This is a genomic window from Plantibacter auratus (assembly GCF_050587365.1).
GTDB lineage: Bacteria > Actinomycetota > Actinomycetes > Actinomycetales > Microbacteriaceae > Plantibacter > Plantibacter auratus.
The window spans coordinates 969,529-988,900 of the sequence record NZ_JBOBFV010000001.1 but is presented as its reverse complement, the minus strand read 5'-3'; the positions used below and the strand labels follow the sequence as shown (position 1 = coordinate 988,900).

Annotated in this window: 19 protein-coding genes and 1 tRNA gene; 17 read left to right on the top strand and 3 right to left on the bottom strand. The window is 70.6% G+C overall.

The annotated features are described in order from the left end of the window. The first annotated feature begins 50 nt into the window (after positions 1-50). The 5 genes from ACQ3HE_RS04605 to eno all read left to right on the top strand — a co-directional run bounded on the left by ACQ3HE_RS04605 (position 51) and on the right by eno (position 6,073). The gene (locus tag ACQ3HE_RS04605) at positions 51-1,502 is read left to right on the top strand and encodes an aldehyde dehydrogenase family protein (protein ID WP_430891492.1); all 1,452 of its coding nucleotides are present in this window, start codon (positions 51-53) and stop codon (positions 1,500-1,502) included. Beyond that, positions 1,499-2,167: a nucleoside triphosphate pyrophosphohydrolase gene (locus tag ACQ3HE_RS04600; protein WP_430891490.1), complete on the top strand. Its 669-nt coding sequence runs from the start codon at positions 1,499-1,501 to the stop codon at positions 2,165-2,167. Before ACQ3HE_RS04605 ends, ACQ3HE_RS04600 begins: the two co-directional genes overlap by 4 nt. 60 nt (positions 2,168-2,227) lie before the next feature. Beyond that, positions 2,228-3,535, top strand: coding sequence for a histidine--tRNA ligase (gene hisS / locus ACQ3HE_RS04595; protein WP_430891488.1), 1,308 nt, complete (start codon positions 2,228-2,230; stop codon positions 3,533-3,535). Positions 3,536-3,686: 151 nt separating this feature from the next. Continuing rightward, the gene (locus ACQ3HE_RS04590; protein WP_194601873.1) at positions 3,687-4,676 is read left to right on the top strand and encodes an endonuclease/exonuclease/phosphatase family protein; all 990 of its coding nucleotides are present in this window, start codon (positions 3,687-3,689) and stop codon (positions 4,674-4,676) included. Between the two features lie 116 nt (positions 4,677-4,792). Then, positions 4,793-6,073 carry a phosphopyruvate hydratase gene (gene eno / locus ACQ3HE_RS04585; RefSeq protein ID WP_085510462.1) on the top strand — a complete coding sequence of 427 codons (1,281 nt, stop codon included), beginning with the start codon at positions 4,793-4,795 and terminating at the stop codon, positions 6,071-6,073. On the opposite strand, the gene ACQ3HE_RS04580 is transcribed toward eno, so the two are convergent. Beyond that, positions 6,063-6,311, bottom strand: coding sequence for a hypothetical protein (locus tag ACQ3HE_RS04580; RefSeq protein ID WP_430891486.1), 249 nt, complete (start codon positions 6,309-6,311; stop codon positions 6,063-6,065). The two genes, eno and ACQ3HE_RS04580, sit on opposite strands and share 11 nt — an antisense overlap. 163 nt (positions 6,312-6,474) lie before the next feature. Between ACQ3HE_RS04580 and ACQ3HE_RS04575 the strand changes: the two genes are divergently transcribed. The 8 genes from ACQ3HE_RS04575 (at position 6,475) to ACQ3HE_RS04540 (ending at position 11,824) form a co-directional block, all read left to right on the top strand. Further along, positions 6,475-6,924, top strand: a complete 450-nt coding sequence (locus ACQ3HE_RS04575) for a septum formation initiator family protein (protein ID WP_430891485.1) — start codon at positions 6,475-6,477, stop codon at positions 6,922-6,924. 38 nt (positions 6,925-6,962) lie between these two features. Continuing rightward, complete coding sequence (locus ACQ3HE_RS04570) at positions 6,963-7,484, top strand: DUF501 domain-containing protein (protein WP_124768964.1); 522 nt, start codon at positions 6,963-6,965, stop codon at positions 7,482-7,484. A 104-nt stretch (positions 7,485-7,588) separates the two neighbouring features. Then, entirely contained in the window at positions 7,589-8,827 is a 1,239-nt protein-coding gene (locus ACQ3HE_RS04565; protein ID WP_159878167.1) for a S8 family serine peptidase, read from the top strand. 66 nt (positions 8,828-8,893) lie between these two features. Beyond that, complete coding sequence (locus ACQ3HE_RS04560) at positions 8,894-10,459, top strand: NAD(P)/FAD-dependent oxidoreductase (RefSeq protein WP_430891483.1); 1,566 nt, start codon at positions 8,894-8,896, stop codon at positions 10,457-10,459. A gap of 102 nt (positions 10,460-10,561) precedes the next feature. Beyond that, positions 10,562-10,635: transfer RNA gene (locus tag ACQ3HE_RS04555), tRNA-Leu, on the top strand. Positions 10,636-10,671: 36 nt separating this feature from the next. Beyond that, positions 10,672-10,887 (top strand): histone-like nucleoid-structuring protein Lsr2, encoded by a 216-nt coding sequence (locus ACQ3HE_RS04550; protein ID WP_430891481.1) that lies wholly within the window; start codon positions 10,672-10,674, stop codon positions 10,885-10,887. Between the two features lie 95 nt (positions 10,888-10,982). Next, complete coding sequence (locus ACQ3HE_RS04545; protein WP_430891479.1) at positions 10,983-11,237, top strand: hypothetical protein; 255 nt, start codon at positions 10,983-10,985, stop codon at positions 11,235-11,237. Between the two features lie 275 nt (positions 11,238-11,512). Next, the gene (locus ACQ3HE_RS04540; RefSeq protein ID WP_064296463.1) at positions 11,513-11,824 is read left to right on the top strand and encodes a rhodanese-like domain-containing protein; all 312 of its coding nucleotides are present in this window, start codon (positions 11,513-11,515) and stop codon (positions 11,822-11,824) included. Between the two features lie 57 nt (positions 11,825-11,881). Here ACQ3HE_RS04540 and ACQ3HE_RS04535 read toward each other — a convergent pair whose 3' ends face one another. Together ACQ3HE_RS04535 and ACQ3HE_RS04530 are read right to left on the bottom strand one after the other, a co-directional pair. Next, positions 11,882-12,319: a hypothetical protein gene (locus tag ACQ3HE_RS04535; protein ID WP_430891477.1), complete on the bottom strand. Its 438-nt coding sequence runs from the start codon at positions 12,317-12,319 to the stop codon at positions 11,882-11,884. A 107-nt stretch (positions 12,320-12,426) separates the two neighbouring features. Then, positions 12,427-14,613 carry a hypothetical protein gene (locus ACQ3HE_RS04530; protein WP_430891475.1) on the bottom strand — a complete coding sequence of 729 codons (2,187 nt, stop codon included), beginning with the start codon at positions 14,611-14,613 and terminating at the stop codon, positions 12,427-12,429. 205 nt (positions 14,614-14,818) lie between these two features. Here ACQ3HE_RS04530 and ACQ3HE_RS04525 point away from each other — a divergent pair, with 205 nt between their 5' ends. From ACQ3HE_RS04525 to ACQ3HE_RS04510, 4 genes are read left to right on the top strand one after another with little or no spacing between them, the layout of a single operon-like run. Next, positions 14,819-15,448 (top strand): TetR/AcrR family transcriptional regulator, encoded by a 630-nt coding sequence (locus tag ACQ3HE_RS04525; RefSeq protein WP_430891473.1) that lies wholly within the window; start codon positions 14,819-14,821, stop codon positions 15,446-15,448. Then, positions 15,445-16,701 carry an MFS transporter gene (locus ACQ3HE_RS04520; protein ID WP_274499634.1) on the top strand — a complete coding sequence of 419 codons (1,257 nt, stop codon included), beginning with the start codon at positions 15,445-15,447 and terminating at the stop codon, positions 16,699-16,701. The genes ACQ3HE_RS04525 and ACQ3HE_RS04520 overlap by 4 nt, the downstream gene beginning before the upstream one ends. After that, on the top strand, positions 16,701-17,945 hold the full coding sequence (locus ACQ3HE_RS04515) for an alanine racemase (protein WP_430891471.1): 1,245 nt from the start codon (positions 16,701-16,703) through the stop codon (positions 17,943-17,945). Before ACQ3HE_RS04520 ends, ACQ3HE_RS04515 begins: the two co-directional genes overlap by 1 nt. Further along, positions 17,945-19,255, top strand: a complete 1,311-nt coding sequence (locus ACQ3HE_RS04510; protein WP_430891469.1) for a D-arabinono-1,4-lactone oxidase — start codon at positions 17,945-17,947, stop codon at positions 19,253-19,255. Before ACQ3HE_RS04515 ends, ACQ3HE_RS04510 begins: the two co-directional genes overlap by 1 nt. Positions 19,256-19,372: the final 117 nt, after the last annotated feature.

The window sequence follows — 19,372 nt, the reverse complement described above, 5'->3', positions numbered from 1 at the left end:
GCGGACGGACGTATGCTGGTGCCCACGATCCCGTCGAGTCGGAGGAACCCATGGCGACCAGCATCCGGACGAAGCAGGAGCCGAAGGTGGTCGTGGCCGACGCCGTGGCCCGGCTCCGACAGGCCTTCGACCGCGGCACCACGAAGCCCGTCGCCTGGCGGCTCCGCCAGCTCCGTGCGCTGAAGCAACTGCTCCTCGAACGGGGCGTCGAGCTCGAGCGGGCGCTGGCGACCGACCTGGGCAAGAGCGGTACCGAGGCGCAGATCACCGAGATCGGCCTCCTCGTCGGCGAGATCGATCACACGCTGAAGCACCTGAAGCGTTGGGTGCGGCCACGACGCGTCGCGGTGCCACTCACCCTCGCCCCGGCGTCGGCATCGGTCGTGGCGGAACCGGTCGGCGTCGTCCTCGTCATCGGCCCGTGGAACTATCCGGTCCAGCTCTGCATCGGTCCCGTCATCGGGGCGCTCGCCGCGGGTGACGCCGTCCTGCTGAAGCCCAGCGAGCTCGCCCCCGCCACGAGCGCCGCACTCGCGCGCCTCCTCCCGGAGTACCTCGACGACCGTGCCGTCGCGGTGGTCGAGGGCGATGCGGAGGCCGCCACCGCCCTCCTCGCCGAGCGGTTCGACCACATCTTCTACACGGGTGGCGCCGCGGTGGGCAAGGTCGTCGCCCGGGCCGCGGCGGAGCATCTGACCCCGATCACCCTGGAACTCGGCGGGAAGTCGCCGGTGTACGTCGACGACACCGTGGACCTCGCGGACGCGGCCCGCCGGATCGTCTGGGGCAAGCTCATGAACGCCGGCCAGACCTGCGTCGCCCCCGACTACCTGCTCGCGACGCGGTCGGTCGCCGATCGGCTCGTCCCGTACCTGCGCGACGCGATCGCAGCCCTCTACGGCCCCGACCCCGCCGACAGTGCCGACTACGGCCGCATCATCTCCGACAAGCACTTCGCCCGGGTCAGCGGTCTGCTCGACGGTCTCGAACCGGCCCTCGGCGGCGGGGTCGACGCCGCGGAGCGGTACATCGCCCCGACGGTCGTGAACGGCGTCGACGCTACGGCGTCGATCATGCAGGAGGAGATCTTCGGTCCGATCCTGCCGATCCTCCACGTGTCCGGGCTCGAACAGGCCATCGCGCACATCCGGGCAGGGGAGAAGCCGCTCGCGCTCTACGTCTTCAGCGACGACCGCGCCACGCGGAAGCGGTTCACGCGCGACACCTCCTCGGGCGCGTTGGCGTTCGGTGTGCCGGCCGCGCACCTCCTCGTGCCGGGTCTGCCGTTCGGCGGCGTCGGGGCAAGCGGGATGGGCGCCTATCACGGCCGCCATTCCTTCGACACGTTCAGTCACGCGAAGGCGGTGTTCTCCAAGCCGCTGTCCCCGGACACGCTGTCGCTCGTCTACCCACCCTTCACCGAAGCGCGCGACCGGATCGCGCGACTGATCTCGAAGACCGGCAGCACCGACGACCGCCGCCCGTGGGGAGCCCGTCGGTGAGCAGCGAGCCCATCGGCGACACCTCCACTGAGCGCCTCGTCGGCGCCATGCGGCAGATCCGCGACCGCTGCGTCTGGACGCAGGGCATCGACCACGACATGCTCGTGCCGTACCTCATCGAGGAGAGCTACGAGCTCGTCGAAGCGGTCGAGGCCGGGACGCGCGACGAACTCGTCGAGGAACTCGGCGACGTGCTGTGGCAGGTCGTCTTCCATGCGGAGATCGCGTCCCGTGACGCCGATGCACCGTTCGACTTCGACGACGTCGCCGAGGCCGTCACCCGCAAGATGGTCCACCGTCACCCACACGTGTTCGGCGACGAAGCAGCGCCGACCCCGGAGGACGTGGTGCGCGTGTGGAACGCTGCGAAGGCCGAGGAGAAGGCGAAGCGCAGCAGCGCGCTCGAGGGGATCCCGCAGGGGATGCCGTCGCTCGCCCTCGCCGACAAGGTGCTGGGCAGGGCCGTGCCGCTCGGGGTGGGCCCGACGGTCGACGCCGATGTCGTGGACGACGAGGACGCCCTGGGGGAGCAGCTCCTCGCCGTCGTTGCCGCAGCACGGGCGAACGGGCTCGACGCGGAACGGGCGCTCCGGGGTGCCGTCCGTCGGTTGAGCGCGCGAGTGCAGGACGCCGAGCGTCCGGTGGCGTCCCCGACGGACGGCTGAGCGAGGGGTCGCCGGGCGTCGGCTCACGGTGCCCGTTCCCCGCCATGCCAGAATTGAGGCATGGCAGCTCCAGTGAACCCGCCGCGCGGCATGCGCGATTTCCTCCCCGCCGACAAGGCCCGTCGGGAGCACGCGCTGGGCACCATCCGTCGGGTCTTCACCGCACACGGCTTCGACGAGATCGAGACGCCCGTGGTGGAGGAGTACGACCGGCTGCACTCCGGGCTCGGCGGCGACAACGAGAAGATGGCGTTCAACATCCTCCGGCGCAAGCTCACCCCGGAGGCCATCGTGGCCGCGGCGGACAACCAGACCGAACTCACCGACCTCGGCCTGCGCTTCGACCTCACCGTGCCGCTCGCCCGGTTCTACGCGACGCACCGGGCCGAGCTCCCGCCGGTGTTCCGCTCGATCCAGATCGCTCCGGTCTGGCGCGGCGAACGGCCGCAGCAGGGCCGGTACCGCCAGTTCGTGCAGTGCGACATCGACATCATCGGAGAGTCCTCGAACCTCGCCGAGACCGAGCTCATCATCGCGACCCTCGGGGCCCTCGCGGAGCTCGGCATCACCGGCTGCAGCGTGCGGATCAACGACCGCCGACTCCTCATCGGCATGCTCGAGTCGCTGGGTTTCCCCGCCGACGAGCACGCGCAGGTGCTCATCACGATCGACAAGCTCGACAAGATCGGTCAGCAGGGGGTGGTCGCCGAACTGCGCGACCGCGGCGTCGACGCTATCGCCGTCGACACACTCGAGGCCTTCTTCTCCCGCCCGCAGACCATGGAGTTCAACACCTTCGGCGAGCGGGCGATCCGCAAGGCGCTGCCGCTCGGTGCGGACGACGCCGTCGTCGCGGAGCTCGACGCCCTCGGGAAGGCCGTCGCCGCGGCCACCTCCCTCCAGGGCCAGCCGGCCGACCCCTTCGCGAACCCGCTCGTGTTCGACCCCTTCCTGGTGCGGGGCATGGGGTACTACACCGGCGCCATCTTCGAGATCGCGCACCCCGACCTCGGGTACTCGCTCGGCGGCGGCGGTCGCTACGACGGCATGATCGGGCGTTTCCTCGGCCAGGACGTGCCGGCGGTCGGGTTCTCGATCGGCTTCGAGCGCATCGTCGACCTCATCGAGCTCCCCGCGGGCGCGGCCGCGGATGCCGTCGTGCTCGTGCACGACCGCGACGTGCCTCCCGTGACGCTCGTGGCGTTGAAGGCCAAGCTCGTCGCCCAGGGGCGTCGGGTGCGCCTCGAAGCCCGCGTGAAGAACCTCAGGGCCCTCCTCGACCGCGTGTCGGCAGCCGGCTTCGGCGCCTTCGCGTTCGTCTCGGCCGACTCGACCCTCGAGTCGCTCGAGTTCAAAGCGCTCGACTGACGATTCCCGCACCCGCTTCCCGCTCCTCGGCGCGCTTCCGAGCCGCTGCCCAGCTCGTCGGTGCAGGATGGAGCATTCGGCCGGATCCCCTCCCACGAGCGATCCGTCCGCTCTGCCCCCGATCGAAGAACTGGTTCCCCCGATGAGCGTCATGGCCCCTGCAGCGCGCCCGCAGCGCGCCCCGGAGTCGACCGGCTCTCCGCGCCGCCGGGTGAGCCTCGTGCGGCGCCGGGCGACCACGCTCGCGTTGGCGGTCGGTGTCCCGCTCGCCCTGCTGACGGCCGCCCACGCCCTCGTCCCCGACATCCTCGGCCTCGGACTCGTCTGGGACAACGCCCTGCCGTGGACGTGGGTCGTGCTGCCGGTGCTCTTCCTCGTCCTCCTCGTCGCCCGCACGCCGGGCGCCGTCATCGGTCTCCTTGCGCCGACGCTCGTCTGGGCCTTCCTGTTCGGCCCCGGCGTCGTCCCCATGGGTGACGCACGTTCGGCGGTCCCGGCCGAGGCCTCCCTCACGGTCGCCAGCCAAAACCTCGGGCCGCAGGGCGATCCCGCGGTCATCGCGGCTTCCCTCCAGGCGAGTGGGGCGGATCTCATCGCGCTCCAGGAGATCGAGGACCATGACCGCGAACCGCTCGCCGCGACGCTCGACGAGCAGTATCCGTACTCCGTGCTCACGGGGACGGTGGGACTCTGGAGCCGCTATCCGATCGCCGACTCGGTCGGGCTGAAGCTCGGCCTCGACTGGTACCGGGCGATCAACGCCGTCGTCGACACCCCGTCCGGAGCCGTGAGCGTCTACGTGATCCACGCCGACTCCGCGCGTCCGGGTGCGCACGCCGAACGGGACGTGATGCTCGCGGAGTTGGCCGACACCGTCGCGGCGAACACCCGTGATCGGATCGTCGTCATGGGTGACTTCAACGCCTCAGCCTCCGACCGGGCGCTCGCCGCACTCCAGAGCGAGGTGTCGGAGCCCAATCAGAGCGAGGGCGGCTTCGGACTCACCTGGCCGGCCGGGACACCGCTCATGCGACTCGACCACGTCTTCGTCCGCGGCATGACCGCGACCCACAACGCCGTCGGCGACGCCGAGGGCAGCGACCACCACGGCATCGTGTCGAGCTTCCGGCTCGACCGCTGACCGCGCGCCTCGGGCGACGATCCGTGGCTCTGCGCCCGTTCAGCCGATGTCACTAGACTGAGCGCGGGCGGCCGTCGTACCCGTCCCACGTCCCAATCCCCACAAGGAGAACATCAGTGGCACTCATCGAGGCAGTAGGCGCTCGCGAAATTCTCGACTCCCGAGGCAACCCGACCGTCGAGGTCGAGGTGCTCCTGGAAGACGGCACGGTCAGCCGTGCAGCAGTCCCGTCCGGCGCATCGACCGGTGCGTTCGAAGCGTACGAGCTGCGTGACGGCGATGCCGCGCGTTACCTCGGCAAGGGTGTCGAGAAGGCGGTCGACGCCGTCCTCGACGAGATCGGCCCGGCCCTCGAGGGCATCGAGGCGGACGACCAGCGCCTCGTCGACCACACCATGATCGAGCTCGACGGCACCGAGAACAAGAGCCGCCTGGGCGCGAACGCGATCCTCGGTGCGAGCCTCGCGGTCGCCCGTGCCGCTGCGGACTCCGCAGACCTGTCGCTCTACCGCTACGTCGGCGGCGCCAACGCCCACGTCCTCCCGGTCCCGATGATGAACATCATCAACGGTGGCTCGCACGCCGACACCGGCGTCGACATCCAGGAGTTCATGATCCTCCCGATCGGCGCTCCGAGCTTCCGTGAGGCGCTCCGCTGGGGCACCGAGACGTACCACACGCTCAAGGGCCTGCTGAAGTCGAAGGGCTTCGCGACCGGCCTCGGCGACGAGGGTGGCTTCGCCCCCGACTTCGAGCACAACCGTGCGGCCCTCGACTTCATCGTCGAGGCCATCGAGAAGGCCGGCTTCACGGTCGGCACCGACATCGCGCTCGGTCTCGACGTCGCCTCCAGCGAGTTCTACAAGGAGGGCGCGTACCAGTTCGAGGGCAAGGCGCTCAACAGCACCGAGATGACCGCGTACTACGCCGACCTCGTCGCGAACTACCCGCTCATCACCATCGAGGACCCGCTGGCCGAGGACGACTGGGCAGGCTACGCCCACCTCACCCCCGAGCTGGGCTCCAAGGTCCAGATCGTCGGCGACGACCTGTTCGTCACGAACCCGAAGCGTCTCGCCGACGGCATCGCCAAGGGTGCGGCGAACTCGCTGCTCGTCAAGGTCAACCAGATCGGGACGCTCACCGAGACGCTCGACGCGGTCTCCCTCGCACAGCGCTCCGGCTACACGACGATCCTGTCGCACCGCTCCGGCGAGACCGAGGACACCACGATCGCCGACCTCGCGGTCGCCACGAACGCGGGCCAGATCAAGACCGGTGCGCCTGCGCGCAGCGAGCGGGTCGCGAAGTACAATCAGTTGCTGAGGATCGAAGAGGAGCTGGGTCAGGCAGCCGTCTACGCCGGCCGCAGCGCCTTCCCCCGGTTCACCGCCTAAGCATCGTCACCTGAAGGCTCTCAGGGGTGCCGATCGGCACCCCTGAGAGCCTTCGTCGTGTGCGGGAGGCGCCTGTGAAGAAGCCATCGATGCCGGCCGGCGGCGAGTTGAAGCCCACGCCGTCCGGCAGCGGAACAGCGTCCTCCTCGTCCTCCGGCTCGTCGAAGCAACGACCGACGTCGAAGCCCCGGTCGAGCTCCACGGATGCCTCCTCCAAGCGCGCCTCCTCGTCGTCCAAGCGCCCGACGGGAGCCCCCGCGAAGCCCGCACGCTCCGCAGGCACAGCCCCGCGGTCGACGACGAAGGCTCCGCGATCCGCGTCGGCCGGTTCCTCGGCACCGCGCTCGCGGACCGGCTCGGCTCGGACCGCCCCGGCACGCCAGTCGGACGCCGGCGGCTGGTTGCGGAGTCTGCGACTGTCCGGGTTCAGCGTCCTGCTCCTCGGCATCCTCGTGCTCGGCGTCGTCGTCCTCGCGCCGAACCTCAAGACCTTCCTCGAGCAGCGACAGCAGATCGCCGCGCTGGAGGCCGGTGTCGCCGACACCCAGAAGAAGGTGGACGCGCAGCAGGCCGAACGCGAGCGCTGGAACGACCAGAGCTACGTCATGACGCAGGCACGCGACCGCCTGTTCTACGCCCTGCCCGGCGAGGTCAGCTACATCATCATCAACGACGTCGACCCGGCCTCGCTGCCCACCACCGAGACACCCGTGAGCGACACGCTCGTCGACTCGCAGTCCGACTGGCTCGACGGTCTGCTGTCCTCGCTCGTCGCCACCGGCTACTCGCCGGCCCCCGTCGCGACCGAGACCCCTGCTCCCACGCCGACGACGCCTCCCGCCGGCGGCTGACGTCCGGACGCACTGGTGAACCCGGCGATAATGGAACCATGAGCACCCCTCCTTTCGGCCCCGTCTCCGAGCGCGACGTCGAGATCGTGTCGGCGCAACTGGGACGCCCGGCCCGAAACGTCGTCGGCATCGCGGCGCGCTGCGTCTGCGGCGCCCCGACGGTCGTCTCCACCGCTCCCCGCCTGGCCGACGGCACGCCGTTCCCCACGTTCTACTACCTGACCCACCCGGCCGCCACGGCCGCGGTCTCCTCGCTCGAGGCGACCCAGGTGATGAACGAGTACAACGAGCTCCTGGCCGAGGACGAAGCGGTCCGCGCCGACTACGCCACGGCACACACCGCCTACCTCGCCGACCGCACCTCCATCGCCGAGGTCGCCGAGATCGACGGGATCTCCGCCGGCGGCATGCCGGTGCGGGTCAAATGCCTCCACGCGCTCGTCGGCCACGCCCTTGCGGCTGGTCCGGGCGTCAACCCCATCGGCGACCTCGCGCTCGACCGCGCGAGCTGGAGCCCCGAGGTGTGCGCATGCGCGGACGGCCAGGCGGGGCAGGGATAGGCCCCGCACGCGACGGGGGTCGCCTGTGGGGGAGTGACGGACCGCGACGCGGAGACCGTCGTCGTCCGCGCGGCCTCCGAGGTGCGCTGTCGGCGCTGTCCGCGATGCTTCTGGCGCTCCTGCTCGTGGGGACGCAGGCGCTCCCGGCGTCGGCGGACACCGTGCGCGACATGCAGTACTGGCTCGGTGACTACGGCTTCACCACGGCGTGGGAGACGACGAAAGGCGCCGGTGTCACCGTCGCCGTGATCGACACCGGTATCGCGAGCGGTCCGGCGGAGTTGACCGGGGCGGTCGCGGGTGGCGTCGACGTCTCCGGGCTCGGGAGTCCCGACGGGCGGACGCCGGTGGGTTCCGAGGGGAGCGAGCACGGGACGCTCGTCGCCTCGATGATCGCCGGTCGTGGCCGCACGGGCGGTGCCGGGGTCATCGGCGTGGCGCCCGAGGCCCGCCTGCTCTCCGTCTCGGTCGGGTTCGGCTCCGACGGGTCGGCCGTCGTCCCCTGGGACGATCAGATCGCGACCGCCGTCCGGTGGGCGGTGGACAACGGTGCGGACGTCATCAACATGTCGCTGACGCGCAACAGCCTCGACTGGCCGACGAGCTGGGACGACGCCTTCCTCTACGCCTTCTCGCACGACGTCGTCGTGGTGGCTGCAGCGGGCAACCGGGGGAGCGGGACGGTCGAGGTCGGTGCTCCGGCGACGATCCCGGGTGTGCTGACCGTCGCCGGTGTGGACCGCGCGGGGTCGGCGAGCTTCGACGCCTCGAGCCAGGGCATCACGATCGCCGTCGCTGCGCCGAGCGAGCAACTCGTCGGGGTGACGCCCGCCGGGTCCTACGTGCAGTGGCAGGGGACGAGCGGGGCGGCACCGATCGTCTCCGGACTCGTGGCCCTCGTCCGCTCCGCCTGGCCGGAGCTCAGCGCCGCCGACGCCATCAAGCGCGTGACGGCAACGGCGAAGCAGGTGGGCGACTCCGCACAGAGCCCCATCTACGGGGCAGGACTGATCGACGCCGCGAAGGCGGTCAGCGGTTCCGTCGGCCCGGCGGCGACCTCGCCGGAGCAGCAGCTGTCCGACTGGATCACGCTCTACCGACGGGCCCCGCAGGTCCCCGATCCCGATCCGGGTGCCGAGCAGCCGTCGCCGACACCGGAGCCGGTACCCCCGGCGATCCCGGAGAACGAGGCCGTCGAGGTGCGCGCCAACCCGTTCCTCCCGACGCCGAGCACTCTGCTCTACGGCTCGCTGCCACTGGCGCTCCTCCTCGGAACTGGTAGCCTGGTCACGCTCGGTGTCATAGGCGCTACCAGGCATTTCAAGCGGGTGCTGCAGAAGTAGTACCCTGTTCCGATATTCTCAGACACTCATCTGAACCAATCGTCTTGACGTAGGAGATCGTTCGCCGTGCCCAAAATTCTGATCGTCGGTGGTGGTTACGCCGGGTTCGACACCGCATGGAAGCTCGAGAAGCAGCTTCGTCGTGGTGAGGCCGAAGTCACCATGGTCGACCCGCTGCCCTACATGACCTACCAGCCCTTCCTGCCGGAGGTCGCCGCCGGTTCCATCGAGCCGCGTCACGCGGTCGTCTCGCCGCGTCGCCACCTGAAGCACACCAACGTGATCACCGCCAAGGTCACGGGCATCAACCACGCCGAGAAGAAGGCGACCATCACGCCTGAGGTCGGTGAGCCCTGGGAGGTCGACTACGACATCATCGTCGTCACCGCTGGAGCCGTCTCCCGCACCTTCCCGATCCCCGGTGTCGCCGACACCGCGATCGGTCTCAAGACGATCGAAGAGGCCGTCGCGATCCGCGACCGCGTGCTCTCCAACTTCGACAAGGCCGCGAACCTGCCGGCCGGGCCCGAGCGCGACCGCCTCCTGACCTTCACGGTCGTCGGTGGCGGCTTCGCCGGTATCGAGGTCTTCGCCGAGCTGCGTTCGTTCGCGAGCTCGCTGCTGAAGTTCTACCCGCAGCTCTCCTTCGAGGACACGCACTTCCACCTCATCGAGGCCATGGGTCGCATCATGCCCGAGGTCAAGATCGAGACGAGCCACTGGGTCCTCAAGAACCTGGCCGAGCGCGGCGCGCTCGTGCACCTCGACACCCAGCTGCAGTCGGCTGTCGACGGCAAGATCGAGCTCTCGACCGGTGAGTCGTTCGAGTCCGACCTCATCGTCTGGACCGCCGGTGTCATGGCGAACCCGGGCGTCGTCCGCGGTGGCGACCTCCCCGTCGAGGAGCGCGGTCGCATCAAGACCCGCGCCGACCTCCGCGTCGGCACCGACGACGACATCGTCGAGGGTGCTTGGGCGGCCGGCGACGTCTCCGCCGTCCCCGACCTCAGTGGCGGTGGCGTCGGTGGCTTCTGCGTGCCGAACGCTCAGCACGCCGTCCGTCAGGGCAAGCTCCTCGCGAAGAACATCACCGCGGTCCTCCGTGGCGAGGAGCCGAAGAACTACTTCCACAAGAACATGGGTGCGGTCGCCGGTCTCGGCATCGGCGTCGGTGTCTTCCAGTCCGGCAACCTGGCGATCAAGGGCCTCCCGGCCTGGTTCGCGCACCGTGGGTACCACGGGCTGGCCATGCCGAGCTTCGAGCGCAAGTTCCGGGTGTTCGGTGGCTGGTGGAACAACTTCTGGCTGGGACGCGACATCGTCTCCCTGTCGGCCGTGCAGAACCCGCGTGAGGCCTTCGAGACCTTCGCGTCGCGCCCGAAGCCCCCGGCAGACGCTGCTGCCCCTGCAGCAGCTCCGGCGGCTCCCGCAGCGGCTGAGAAGCCCGCTCGCAAGGCTCCCGTGAAGCGCAAGCCGAAGGCCGCCCCGGCCGAGGCCGCAGCGCCCGCCGCCGAGGCTCCTGCTGCCGAGGCTCCTGCTGCCGAGGCTCCTGCTGCTGCTGGCGCCCCGACCGGTGCCGACGACGAGCAGGCCTACGCGACGCCCGCTGAGGAAGTCAGCGCGAACAAGTAGTCCGGTCCGGAGCCCAGCTCCGTTCCTCGAGAGGCGCATGTCATCCGGTCCGCCGGGGCATGCGCCTCTCGGCGTTCGACGCCTCGATACGATGAGGTGCACGCCCCCGTAGCCCAACTGGCAGAGGCAGGCGACTTAAAATCGCCGCAGTGTGGGTTCGAACCCCACCGGGGGTACGTCGCCGTACCGGCACCGCATGGAAGGATGGACGCATGGCTACCCGCACGATCACGACGCTCGTCGACGACCTCGACGGTTCCGACATCCCTCGCGGGCTGGGGGAGACGGTCCGGTTCGGCATCGACGGCGAGAACTACGAGATCGACCTGACCGACGACAACGCGGCGGCACTGCGCGAGACGCTGGCGTCATACGTCGAGGCCGCACGATCCGTCATCGCATCGGCATCGCTCCGCCGGCTGCACTGAGCGGTCGCCCGCACGGCGGTCGTACCCCTCAGCACGTTCGCCCCGATCCTGCAAGGGTCCCTGCCGGGCTTGGGTGCGCGACTAGCGTGCTCAGCATGAGTACTCCGAGCGACCACGACCACGCCCTGAACGACGACGAGCAGATGAGTAAAGACCGCACGTACAGCCCCTCCAGCGAGGCGGAGACGGCGGCCAAGCAGGACGACGGGCAGCCCGTCGTCCGTGATCCCGACATCGCCTCCGGCATGATCAACGTCGCCCCTGGGACCGGTGGTCCGGACGACACCGGCGACGTCGATGTCGACCCGGGTGAGCTCCACATCCCTCGCGATCCCGACAGCGCGCACTGAGACAACGATGCCTCGAGCGTTGACCCCCGAACGGGGTGCACGAAACGCATGACGCGAACGCGACACGGCGGTGTTGCGTCACGCAAGGTGCCTCCCGTCCGCTACCTTCGAGGTGGGGGCGTCACCCGTGAGCCGGTCCCGGAAGCCGCAAGCTTCTTGGTCGACCGGTTGCTAGACGCCTCAAGTGAGGGCGAGGTATTCGGGTTACCTCGCCCTCACGCTTGCCCGCTGCATCTTCCGGCCCGGCCGTACGTCCTCGACGGTAGGCTGAAACGATGCAGGAGATCACCCCAACCGAACTGAGCAAGCTCGAGCAGGCCGTCATCATCGACGTCCGCGAAGCCGACGAGGTCGCCGTCGCCAGCGTGCCCGGTGCCCGACACCTGCCGATGTCGTCCTTCCTCGACCACCTCGACGAGGTGCCCCGCGAAGAGACCGTGTACGTCATGTGCCATTCCGGAGGCCGCAGTGCCCGCGTCACGGGTTACCTCGAACAGCAGGGCTACGACGCCGTGAACGTCACCGGGGGCATCTCCGAGTGGGCCGCCAGCGGCCTGCCGGTCGAGCGTCCCGCCGACGCCGGCTGAGTCGTCCCCGACGAGCGGATCGCGATCGTCGCGACCCCTGCCGCCCGGGCGATCGGATCAGCGCCGCTTGCGTCTCGCGATCTCGTCCGCGAGCTGCTGCACCAGCGCGGGGTCCGCGTCGCGCGCGAGGGCGACGTAGTGGTCCATGACGTCCGGGCGGTAGCGCACGGGCAACGTCTGTCCTGGGGACAGTCGAGTGAGCTCCGTGATCGTGAAGCTCTCGTCGGCGATCCCGCGGAACGACGCACCGTCGGCGGTCTCCACGTCGAGCATCAGGACCAGGCGTGGATTGTTGTTGACCTCCCGCCAATCGACGAGGACACCGAGCGCCAGCGTTCCCGTCCGCAGTTCGGCGTTCCGCTTGCGAGCATCTCCGCTGAGGACCGGATTCGGGGCGACGCCGGGGAACGCGGCCCCGACGCCCAGTGCTTCCCGACTCAGGTCAGGCCTGAGCTGCGCCATGAGATCGTCGAGCTTCCTCTTCGAACCGAACATCCCGAACCCTCCCGCACCTCGGCACCGGGTTCTCGACCCGGTGTGTGGCCTTCACCGCGATTGTAGGCCAGGGCCGTTCGCGACCGCCGTCGTCGGGCGAGTCTGGCCTAGCGCGCGTCGATGAGCGGCCGGAGGTGACGGTTCCAGGCCCACGTCCCAGCTCCGACCGCCGCGAAGGCGAGCGACCCCAGCAGGAGTCCGACGAGCGTGTCACCCGCACCCGGAACCGTCGCCGTCGGGCCCAGGAGTCCGAACAGCAGTGTGAATCCCACGAACGCGCTGCCGAGCCACACCGGCCTCGACCAGGCGAGGATGGCGCGTCCACCGAGCGGCCCGAGGGGGAGGAGCGCGATCGACGCGGATCCGATCCCCGCGATCGCGGTCAGGTTCACGGCCTCGACGAGCATCGCGCCCACGCCGCCGCTCGGCTCACCGGCCAGCGCCGACACGAGCCAGGCGATCGAACCGAGCCCGGCGGCCGCAGCGATCCGGGCCAGCGCGAGGCGGCCCGCGATGCGTGGCGTGATGGCGCCGGAATCGGTCTCCGCCGAGGATGTCGAGCCGGCTTCATGCGCTTCGGGTCTCCGTGTGGGTCGGAGTTCGGTCAGTAGCGCGAAGAGCAGAGCCGGCTGCAGGGCCAGGAGGCGTGAGAGCGCGGTGACGACACCGACCGCCACCAGTCCGCCGACACGGACGCTGACGCGCATCGAGCCCAGCCTGGCTCGGCGTGCGACGACGAGCTGCGCGAGGAGGCCCACGACGTTGATCGCGACCACGGCGATGAGTGAGGCGAACCAAAGCCTCAGGTACGCCGGCTGACCGGTCACCGGGTGCGCGAACATGAGGATGCCTGCCGCGAGAACGGCGGTGACGACAGCCATCGCCGTGCGACTCGGGAGCGGGACCGACGGGACCCGCTCGAACTCGTCCCTCGGTCGGTTGCGCCCGGTCACCGCTGCACGACGACGGTCGGCGATCGTGGCGCGCCAGGGGGCGATGGAGGTCGCGAGGAGTCGGGCCGGGATCGCGATGAGCGCCACCGCCGCGAGGGCGAGGAGTGCGGCGAGCCACCAGACCGGCTGGCCGCGTCCGTCGATCCTGGAGGCGAGGGTTTGCGTGAACGGCGTCGTCCCTGACCAGAGTCCGCCACCACCGGTGGGTGGAGCGGCGCCTGGTGCCGGTTCGCCGCTCGGCGACGGGGTCGGCTGCTGCGTTCCCGGAGCGGGTGCCCCGGGCGCGGGCGCGGGCTCGGTGCCGTCGGACGGCGATGGGGAGGCGGACGGTGCCGGCGTGGCGGGCGCGGCCGATGCGTCGCCGAACGTCAGGGTGATCGCCGTACTCGCCCCGCTCGTGTTGCCCGCGGCATCCTGTTGGATCGCGAGGACGACGTGAGCGCCCGCCGGTACGCCCCCGCCCGAGCAACTCCACACGCCACCGGTGACGACCGCCGTGCAGACCGACGTCGAGTCGGCGAAGACGGTGACGGTCGCGCCCTCCTCGCCGGTGCCGGCGTAGCTTGCCGCCGAGGTCGGCATCGCCTGTCCGGCCGTCGGTGAGGACATGACAGGCGGGGCCGGAGCGTCGCGGTCGATGGTGAGCATGACCGGGGCGGACGCGTCGGAGCGCTGGTTGCCGCTGAACGAAGCCTGCTGCGTCGCCGTCACGGAGACGTCGCCGGCCGGCAGCGGCTCGCCCAGCACACAGAACCAGCTTCCGGAGCTGTCCGCCGCGAAACTGCAGGTGGCACCGGAGTCGGCGCGGACCGTCACCGTCGCTCCGGGGTGGGCCGTGCCGCGGACGCCGCCGTTGCTCGGCGTCCCCTCCGTGATGGTGGGCGGGCCGAGCGCGGACACGGCGATCTGCGCGGAGAGCGTCTCCGGGCCGCCGACCTCGACGGCGGTGATGAGCAGTCCGCCGCCGTCGGGCAGGTCGATCGAGCAGGACCACGCGGTGCTGTCGTCCTGCGGCAGGATGCAGACCGGCTCGAGACCGTCGCCGACCTGCAGCTGGACCCCCGTGCCGGCGTCCTTCGTCCCGGTGACCGTGGTGCTGCCGCTGCCGATGAAGGAACCGGAATCGGGGCTCGTGATGGTCGGCCCGTCGAGCGGCGGTGGGGTCGGCGTCGCAGCGCTCTCGCTCGGGGTGGGGAGCGGTTCGGGCGTCGCCGATGCAGGGCCCGCGACGGTCGTCGTCCAGAGCCCGGCCGAGAGGAAGACGGCGAGGAGGATCGCGACGCGTCCGATCGAGCGATTCGATCGGACTCCTGTTCCTGCACGCGCGTGTTCCCCGGTCACCGTCTCCATTCCCCCAAGATCACCGCGGGAAGTCAACCTCCCGCGCCAGATCGGGACACATTCTCGGCGATCCGCACGGGAAAACCGTCGCGACAGGTGCGCTCGGGCCGGCGGTCCGCCATACTTGCGCGACTGGGTCATCCGTCCCAGTCGAGTCGACCGCGATGGAGCGGCACGGCCCGCAGGCGCCCCGGGAAGGGTTGCGATGCCGAGGATCTCCGTTGTCGACCGACGAGCCGAGCTGATCAGCGCCGCCCTCCGCGTCGTCGCAGCCGAGGGCGTCGCCGCCGCCACGACCAGGGCCATCGTGGCCGAGGCCGGGATGTCGCTGGCCAGCTTCCACTACGCCTTCGCCTCCCGCGACGAGCTCCTCGCCGAACTGGTCGCGCACGTCGTCGAGCATGAACGCGTCGTCCTCGACGTCGGCGAGCTGCTGACGGACGAGGAGGCCACTCAGGAGCATTCGCCCACCCTCGAGGCCGTCGTCCGTGCCGGCCTCCAACGCTACGTCGACCTCCTCCGCGCCGATCCGGCTCGGGAGGCGGCGATGCAGGAGCTCAGCGCCTACGCGATGCGGACGCCGGGCCTCGAGCACCTCGCGCTCGAGCAGTACCGACGGTACGAGGAGCTCGCGTGTGAGGCGCTCGCGCTCGCCGCCACGGTCAGCGGCAGCACCTGGACGCAGCCGGTCGACGAGATCGCGCGGACCGTCATCGCCTTCACCGACGGGCTGACACTCGGCTGGCTGGTGCGACGCGACGATGCCGAAGCCCGGCGACTCGTCGGGACGGTGGCGCACCTCGTCGCGACCCTCGCCGAACCGGGGCCGAGATGAGCGGCCTCGGCACCGCAGCCGTCGACCACCCGGCCGACCGACGGGTCACCGGGCGCTGGGTCGCCGCCTTCGCGGTCGCCTGGCTGGGCGTCTGGATGGCCCAGCTCGCCCCGCTGCAGCTCCTCCTGCCCGCGCAGATCGACGCGACGCTCGCTCCCGAACACTGGGTGGACAGCGTCGTCGCCTTCGGCGTCGTCGCCGGGGCGGCCGGACTCTGCTCCATCGTCGTGTATCCGCTGACGGGCGCCCTGTCCGACCGCACACGGTCGCGGTTCGGGAGACGCCGCCCGTGGATCGCAGCTGGTGCGCTCGTCTTCGCCCTGGGGCTCGTCCTCCTCGGACTCCAGACCGGCATCGTCGGCATCGGCGTCTGCTGGTGCCTCGCCATCATCGGCTTCTGCATCCTGGGAGCGGCGCTCACCGCGACCATCTCCGATCAGGTGCCGGTGGGGCAGCGCGGCTTCGTCTCGGGGTGGATCTCCGCTCCGCAGGCTGTCGGGGTCATCCTCGGCATCGCCCTCCTGCTCCTGCTCGGCACCCAGATGGTCGTGGGGTACCTGGCGCTCGCCGTCCTCCTCATCGTGCTCGTCGTGCCCTTCCTCCGGCTGCCCGATCCACTCCCGACGGGTGATCGACCCGTGCCACTCACCGTTCACGCGCTCCTGGAGAGCCTCTGGATCTCACCGCGACGGCACCCCGACTTCGCCTGGACCATGCTCAGCCGCGTCCTCGTGAACCTCGGCAACGCCTTCAGCACCTCGCTGCTGTTCTACTTCCTGCTCTTCGGGCTGGGGGACGCCGACGCCGAGACCGACCTCCTGCTGGTCACGGTCGTCTACACGGTGTTCGTCGTCGGGTCCTCGATCCTGCTCGGCCGACTGTCCGACCGCATCGGCCGACGACGGGTCTTCGTCGTCGCGGCCTCCGCCTCACAGGCGCTCGCCGCACTCCTGCTCGCGATCTGGCCCTCGCTGCCGATGGGGTTCGTGTCGGCGGCGCTCATCGGGCTCGGCTACGGCTGTTTCATGTCGGTCGACCAGGCGCTCGCGACGCAGGTCCTGCCGGACCCGGCGTCGCACGGCAAGGACCTCGGCATCATGAACATCGCCCAGGCGGTGCCGCAGGCGGTCGCTCCGCTCATCGGCGCGTGCCTCGTCGCCTGGCTCGGCGGATTCGCCGGCCTCTACCTCGTCTCCGCGGCCTGCGCCGTCGCAGGGGCGGTCGCCGTCACCCGAGTACGAGGAGTGCGCTGATGAGCATCGAACTGACCGCAGGCGGCCGGGTGTCCGACCCGATGCCCTGGCTCGACCCGAGGCGGTACTGGGGCGGTATCGAGCGGGCCGTCTCCGACGTCGACTCGCCTGTCGCCGTGCTGCATCTCGCAGCGCTCCGCCACAACACGCACGACATGCTCCGACGGGCCGCGGGGAAACCGATCCGCGTCGCCAGCAAATCCATCCGTGTCCGAGCGGTGATCGACGCGCTCCTCAGACAACCCGGCTACGCCGGCGTGCTGGCCTACTCCCTGTCCGAGGCGCTCTGGTTGTCCGAGACGGTGGACGACATCGTGGTCGGCTACCCGACGGCGGAGCGGGGCGCCATCGCGCGGCTGGCAGCCGACGAACGGGCGGCCTCGCGGATCACCCTGATGATCGACTCCCTCGACCACCTCGACCTCGTCGACGCGGTGACACCTCCGGAGCGACGTGCACGCATCCGCGTGTGCATCGAGCTCGACGCCTCGTTCCGCGCGCCCGCCCTCGGCCACGTCGGTGTCCGCCGCTCGCCCCTGCGCACGCCGGACGAGGTCCGGGCTCTCGCGGAGGCGGTCGTCGCCCGACCCGGTTTCAGCCTGGTCGGGATCATGGCCTACGAGGCGCAGATCGCCGGGCAGGGGGACGACCTCGCGGGTCGACCGGCGTGGTCGGCTGCGCTCCGCGCGATCCAGCGGCGCTCGTGGGCCGAACTCCGGGAACGTCGTGCCGCCGTGGTCGCGGAGGTGCGCGCGGTCGCGGAGCTGGAGTTCGTCAACGGCGGCGGGACGGGATCCCTGGAGCTCACCGCGTCCGACGACTCGGTGACCGAGATCGCCGCCGGGAGTGGCGTCTTCGGCGGACACCTCTTCGACCACTACCGGGCGTTCACCCCGGCACCGGCCGCGGCATTCGGTCTGTCGGTCGTCCGGAAGCCGTCGCCGGAGCTCGCGACGATCCTCGGCGGCGGATGGGTCGCCTCCGGTCCGCCAGGGCTCGACCGCCTCCCGCTCATCGCGTGGCCGGAGGGCCTCGAGATGCTCCCGCGGGAGATGGCCGGCGAGGTGCAGACGCCGGTCTCCGGGGCCGCGGCTGCGTCGCTCCGGCTCGGTGACCGCGTCTGGTTGCGGCACACGAAGTCCGGGGAGCTCAGCGAACGGGTGGACGCCTTCCACGTGGTCGGGGACGACGGGGTGGAAGCCGTCCTACCGACGTACCGCGGCGAAGGGCAGGGGTACGTCTGATGGGGAAGACGACATCGTGGACGAACTGGGCGCGGACCGAGCGGGCGTGGCCCGTGCGGGTCGAGCGGCCCGACTCGGTCGGCGCGGTGCAGCGCCTCGTGCGTGCTGCAGCGGGGGCGGGCCTTCCGATCAAGGCGGTCGGAGCCGGACACAGCTTCACCGGGATCGCCGTCGCGCCCGGTGTGCTGCTCGAGCTCGATGTCCTGAGCGGCCTGGTCCGGGTCGATCGGGAACGCAACCGCGTGACCCTCCGCGCCGGCACGCGCCTCCATGACATCCCGCGCCTCCTCAAACCGTTCGGTCTGGCCATGCCGAACCTCGGCGACATCGACCGGCAGTCCGTCGCCGGCGCGATCTCCACCGGCACGCACGGGACCGGGGCGGCGTTCGGCGGCATCGCGACGCAGGTCGTCGGGGTGACGATGGTGACGGCGGACGGCGAGCTGCTGACGTCGGACGCCCAACAGGAACCAGGGCTCCTCCCGGCACTGGCGCTCGGGCTCGGAGCGCTCGGGGTCCTCGTCGAGGTCACGCTGCAGTGCGTCCCGGCGTTCGTGCTGCACGCGGTGGAACGGCCGGAGCCGCTCGACGAGCTGCTGCCCGAGCTGCTCGACCGGGCCGCCGCCGTCGACCACTTCGAGTTCTACTGGTTCCCGCACACCGCGACCGCCCTGACCAAGACGAACCACCGGTTGCCGGGTGATGCGCCCACGCAGCCACTCCGCCCGGTCGCGAAGTGGGTCGACGACACACTCCTCGCCAACGGGGTCTACCGGGTCCTCTGCAACACGGGCGTCGTCGCGCCGGCCATCGTCCCGCGCGTGAACCGGCTCGCGGATCGCCTCGTCGGCGACCGCGAGTTCACCGATCGGTCGACGCGCGTGTTCACCACGAGCCGCACGGTGCGGTTCGTGGAGATGGAGTACGCGGTGCCGCTCGAGCACCTCCCGAACGCGTTCGCCCGGATCCGCGCACTCATCGAGGAGCGGGGGTGGCGGATCTCCTTCCCGATCGAGGTGCGGGTCGCAGCGGCCGACGAGCTGTGGCTCTCCACGGCATCAGGACGAGCGACCGGCTACGTCGCCGTGCACCGTTTCTTCCGTGAGGACCCGGGGGAGTACTTCCGCGCCGTGGAGGCGATCATGATCGAGTTGGGCGGTCGGCCCCACTGGGGCAAACTGCACGGCCGTGACGCATCGTCCCTGCGTGGCGCCTATCCTCGCTTCGACGAGTTCGTCCGCCTCCGCGACCGCCTCGACCCCGGCCGCCTGTTCGGCAACCGGTACCTCGCCCGCGTCCTCGGCGAGTGACGGCCCGCCGGGTGTCCGGTGCATCCGCGCTGTACGCCTGCTGCGTGCTTCCTCCGAACTCCCCAAGGGCACCGGCGGGTCGCAGGTAGAATGAGCAGACCCGCTCTCCATCGACTC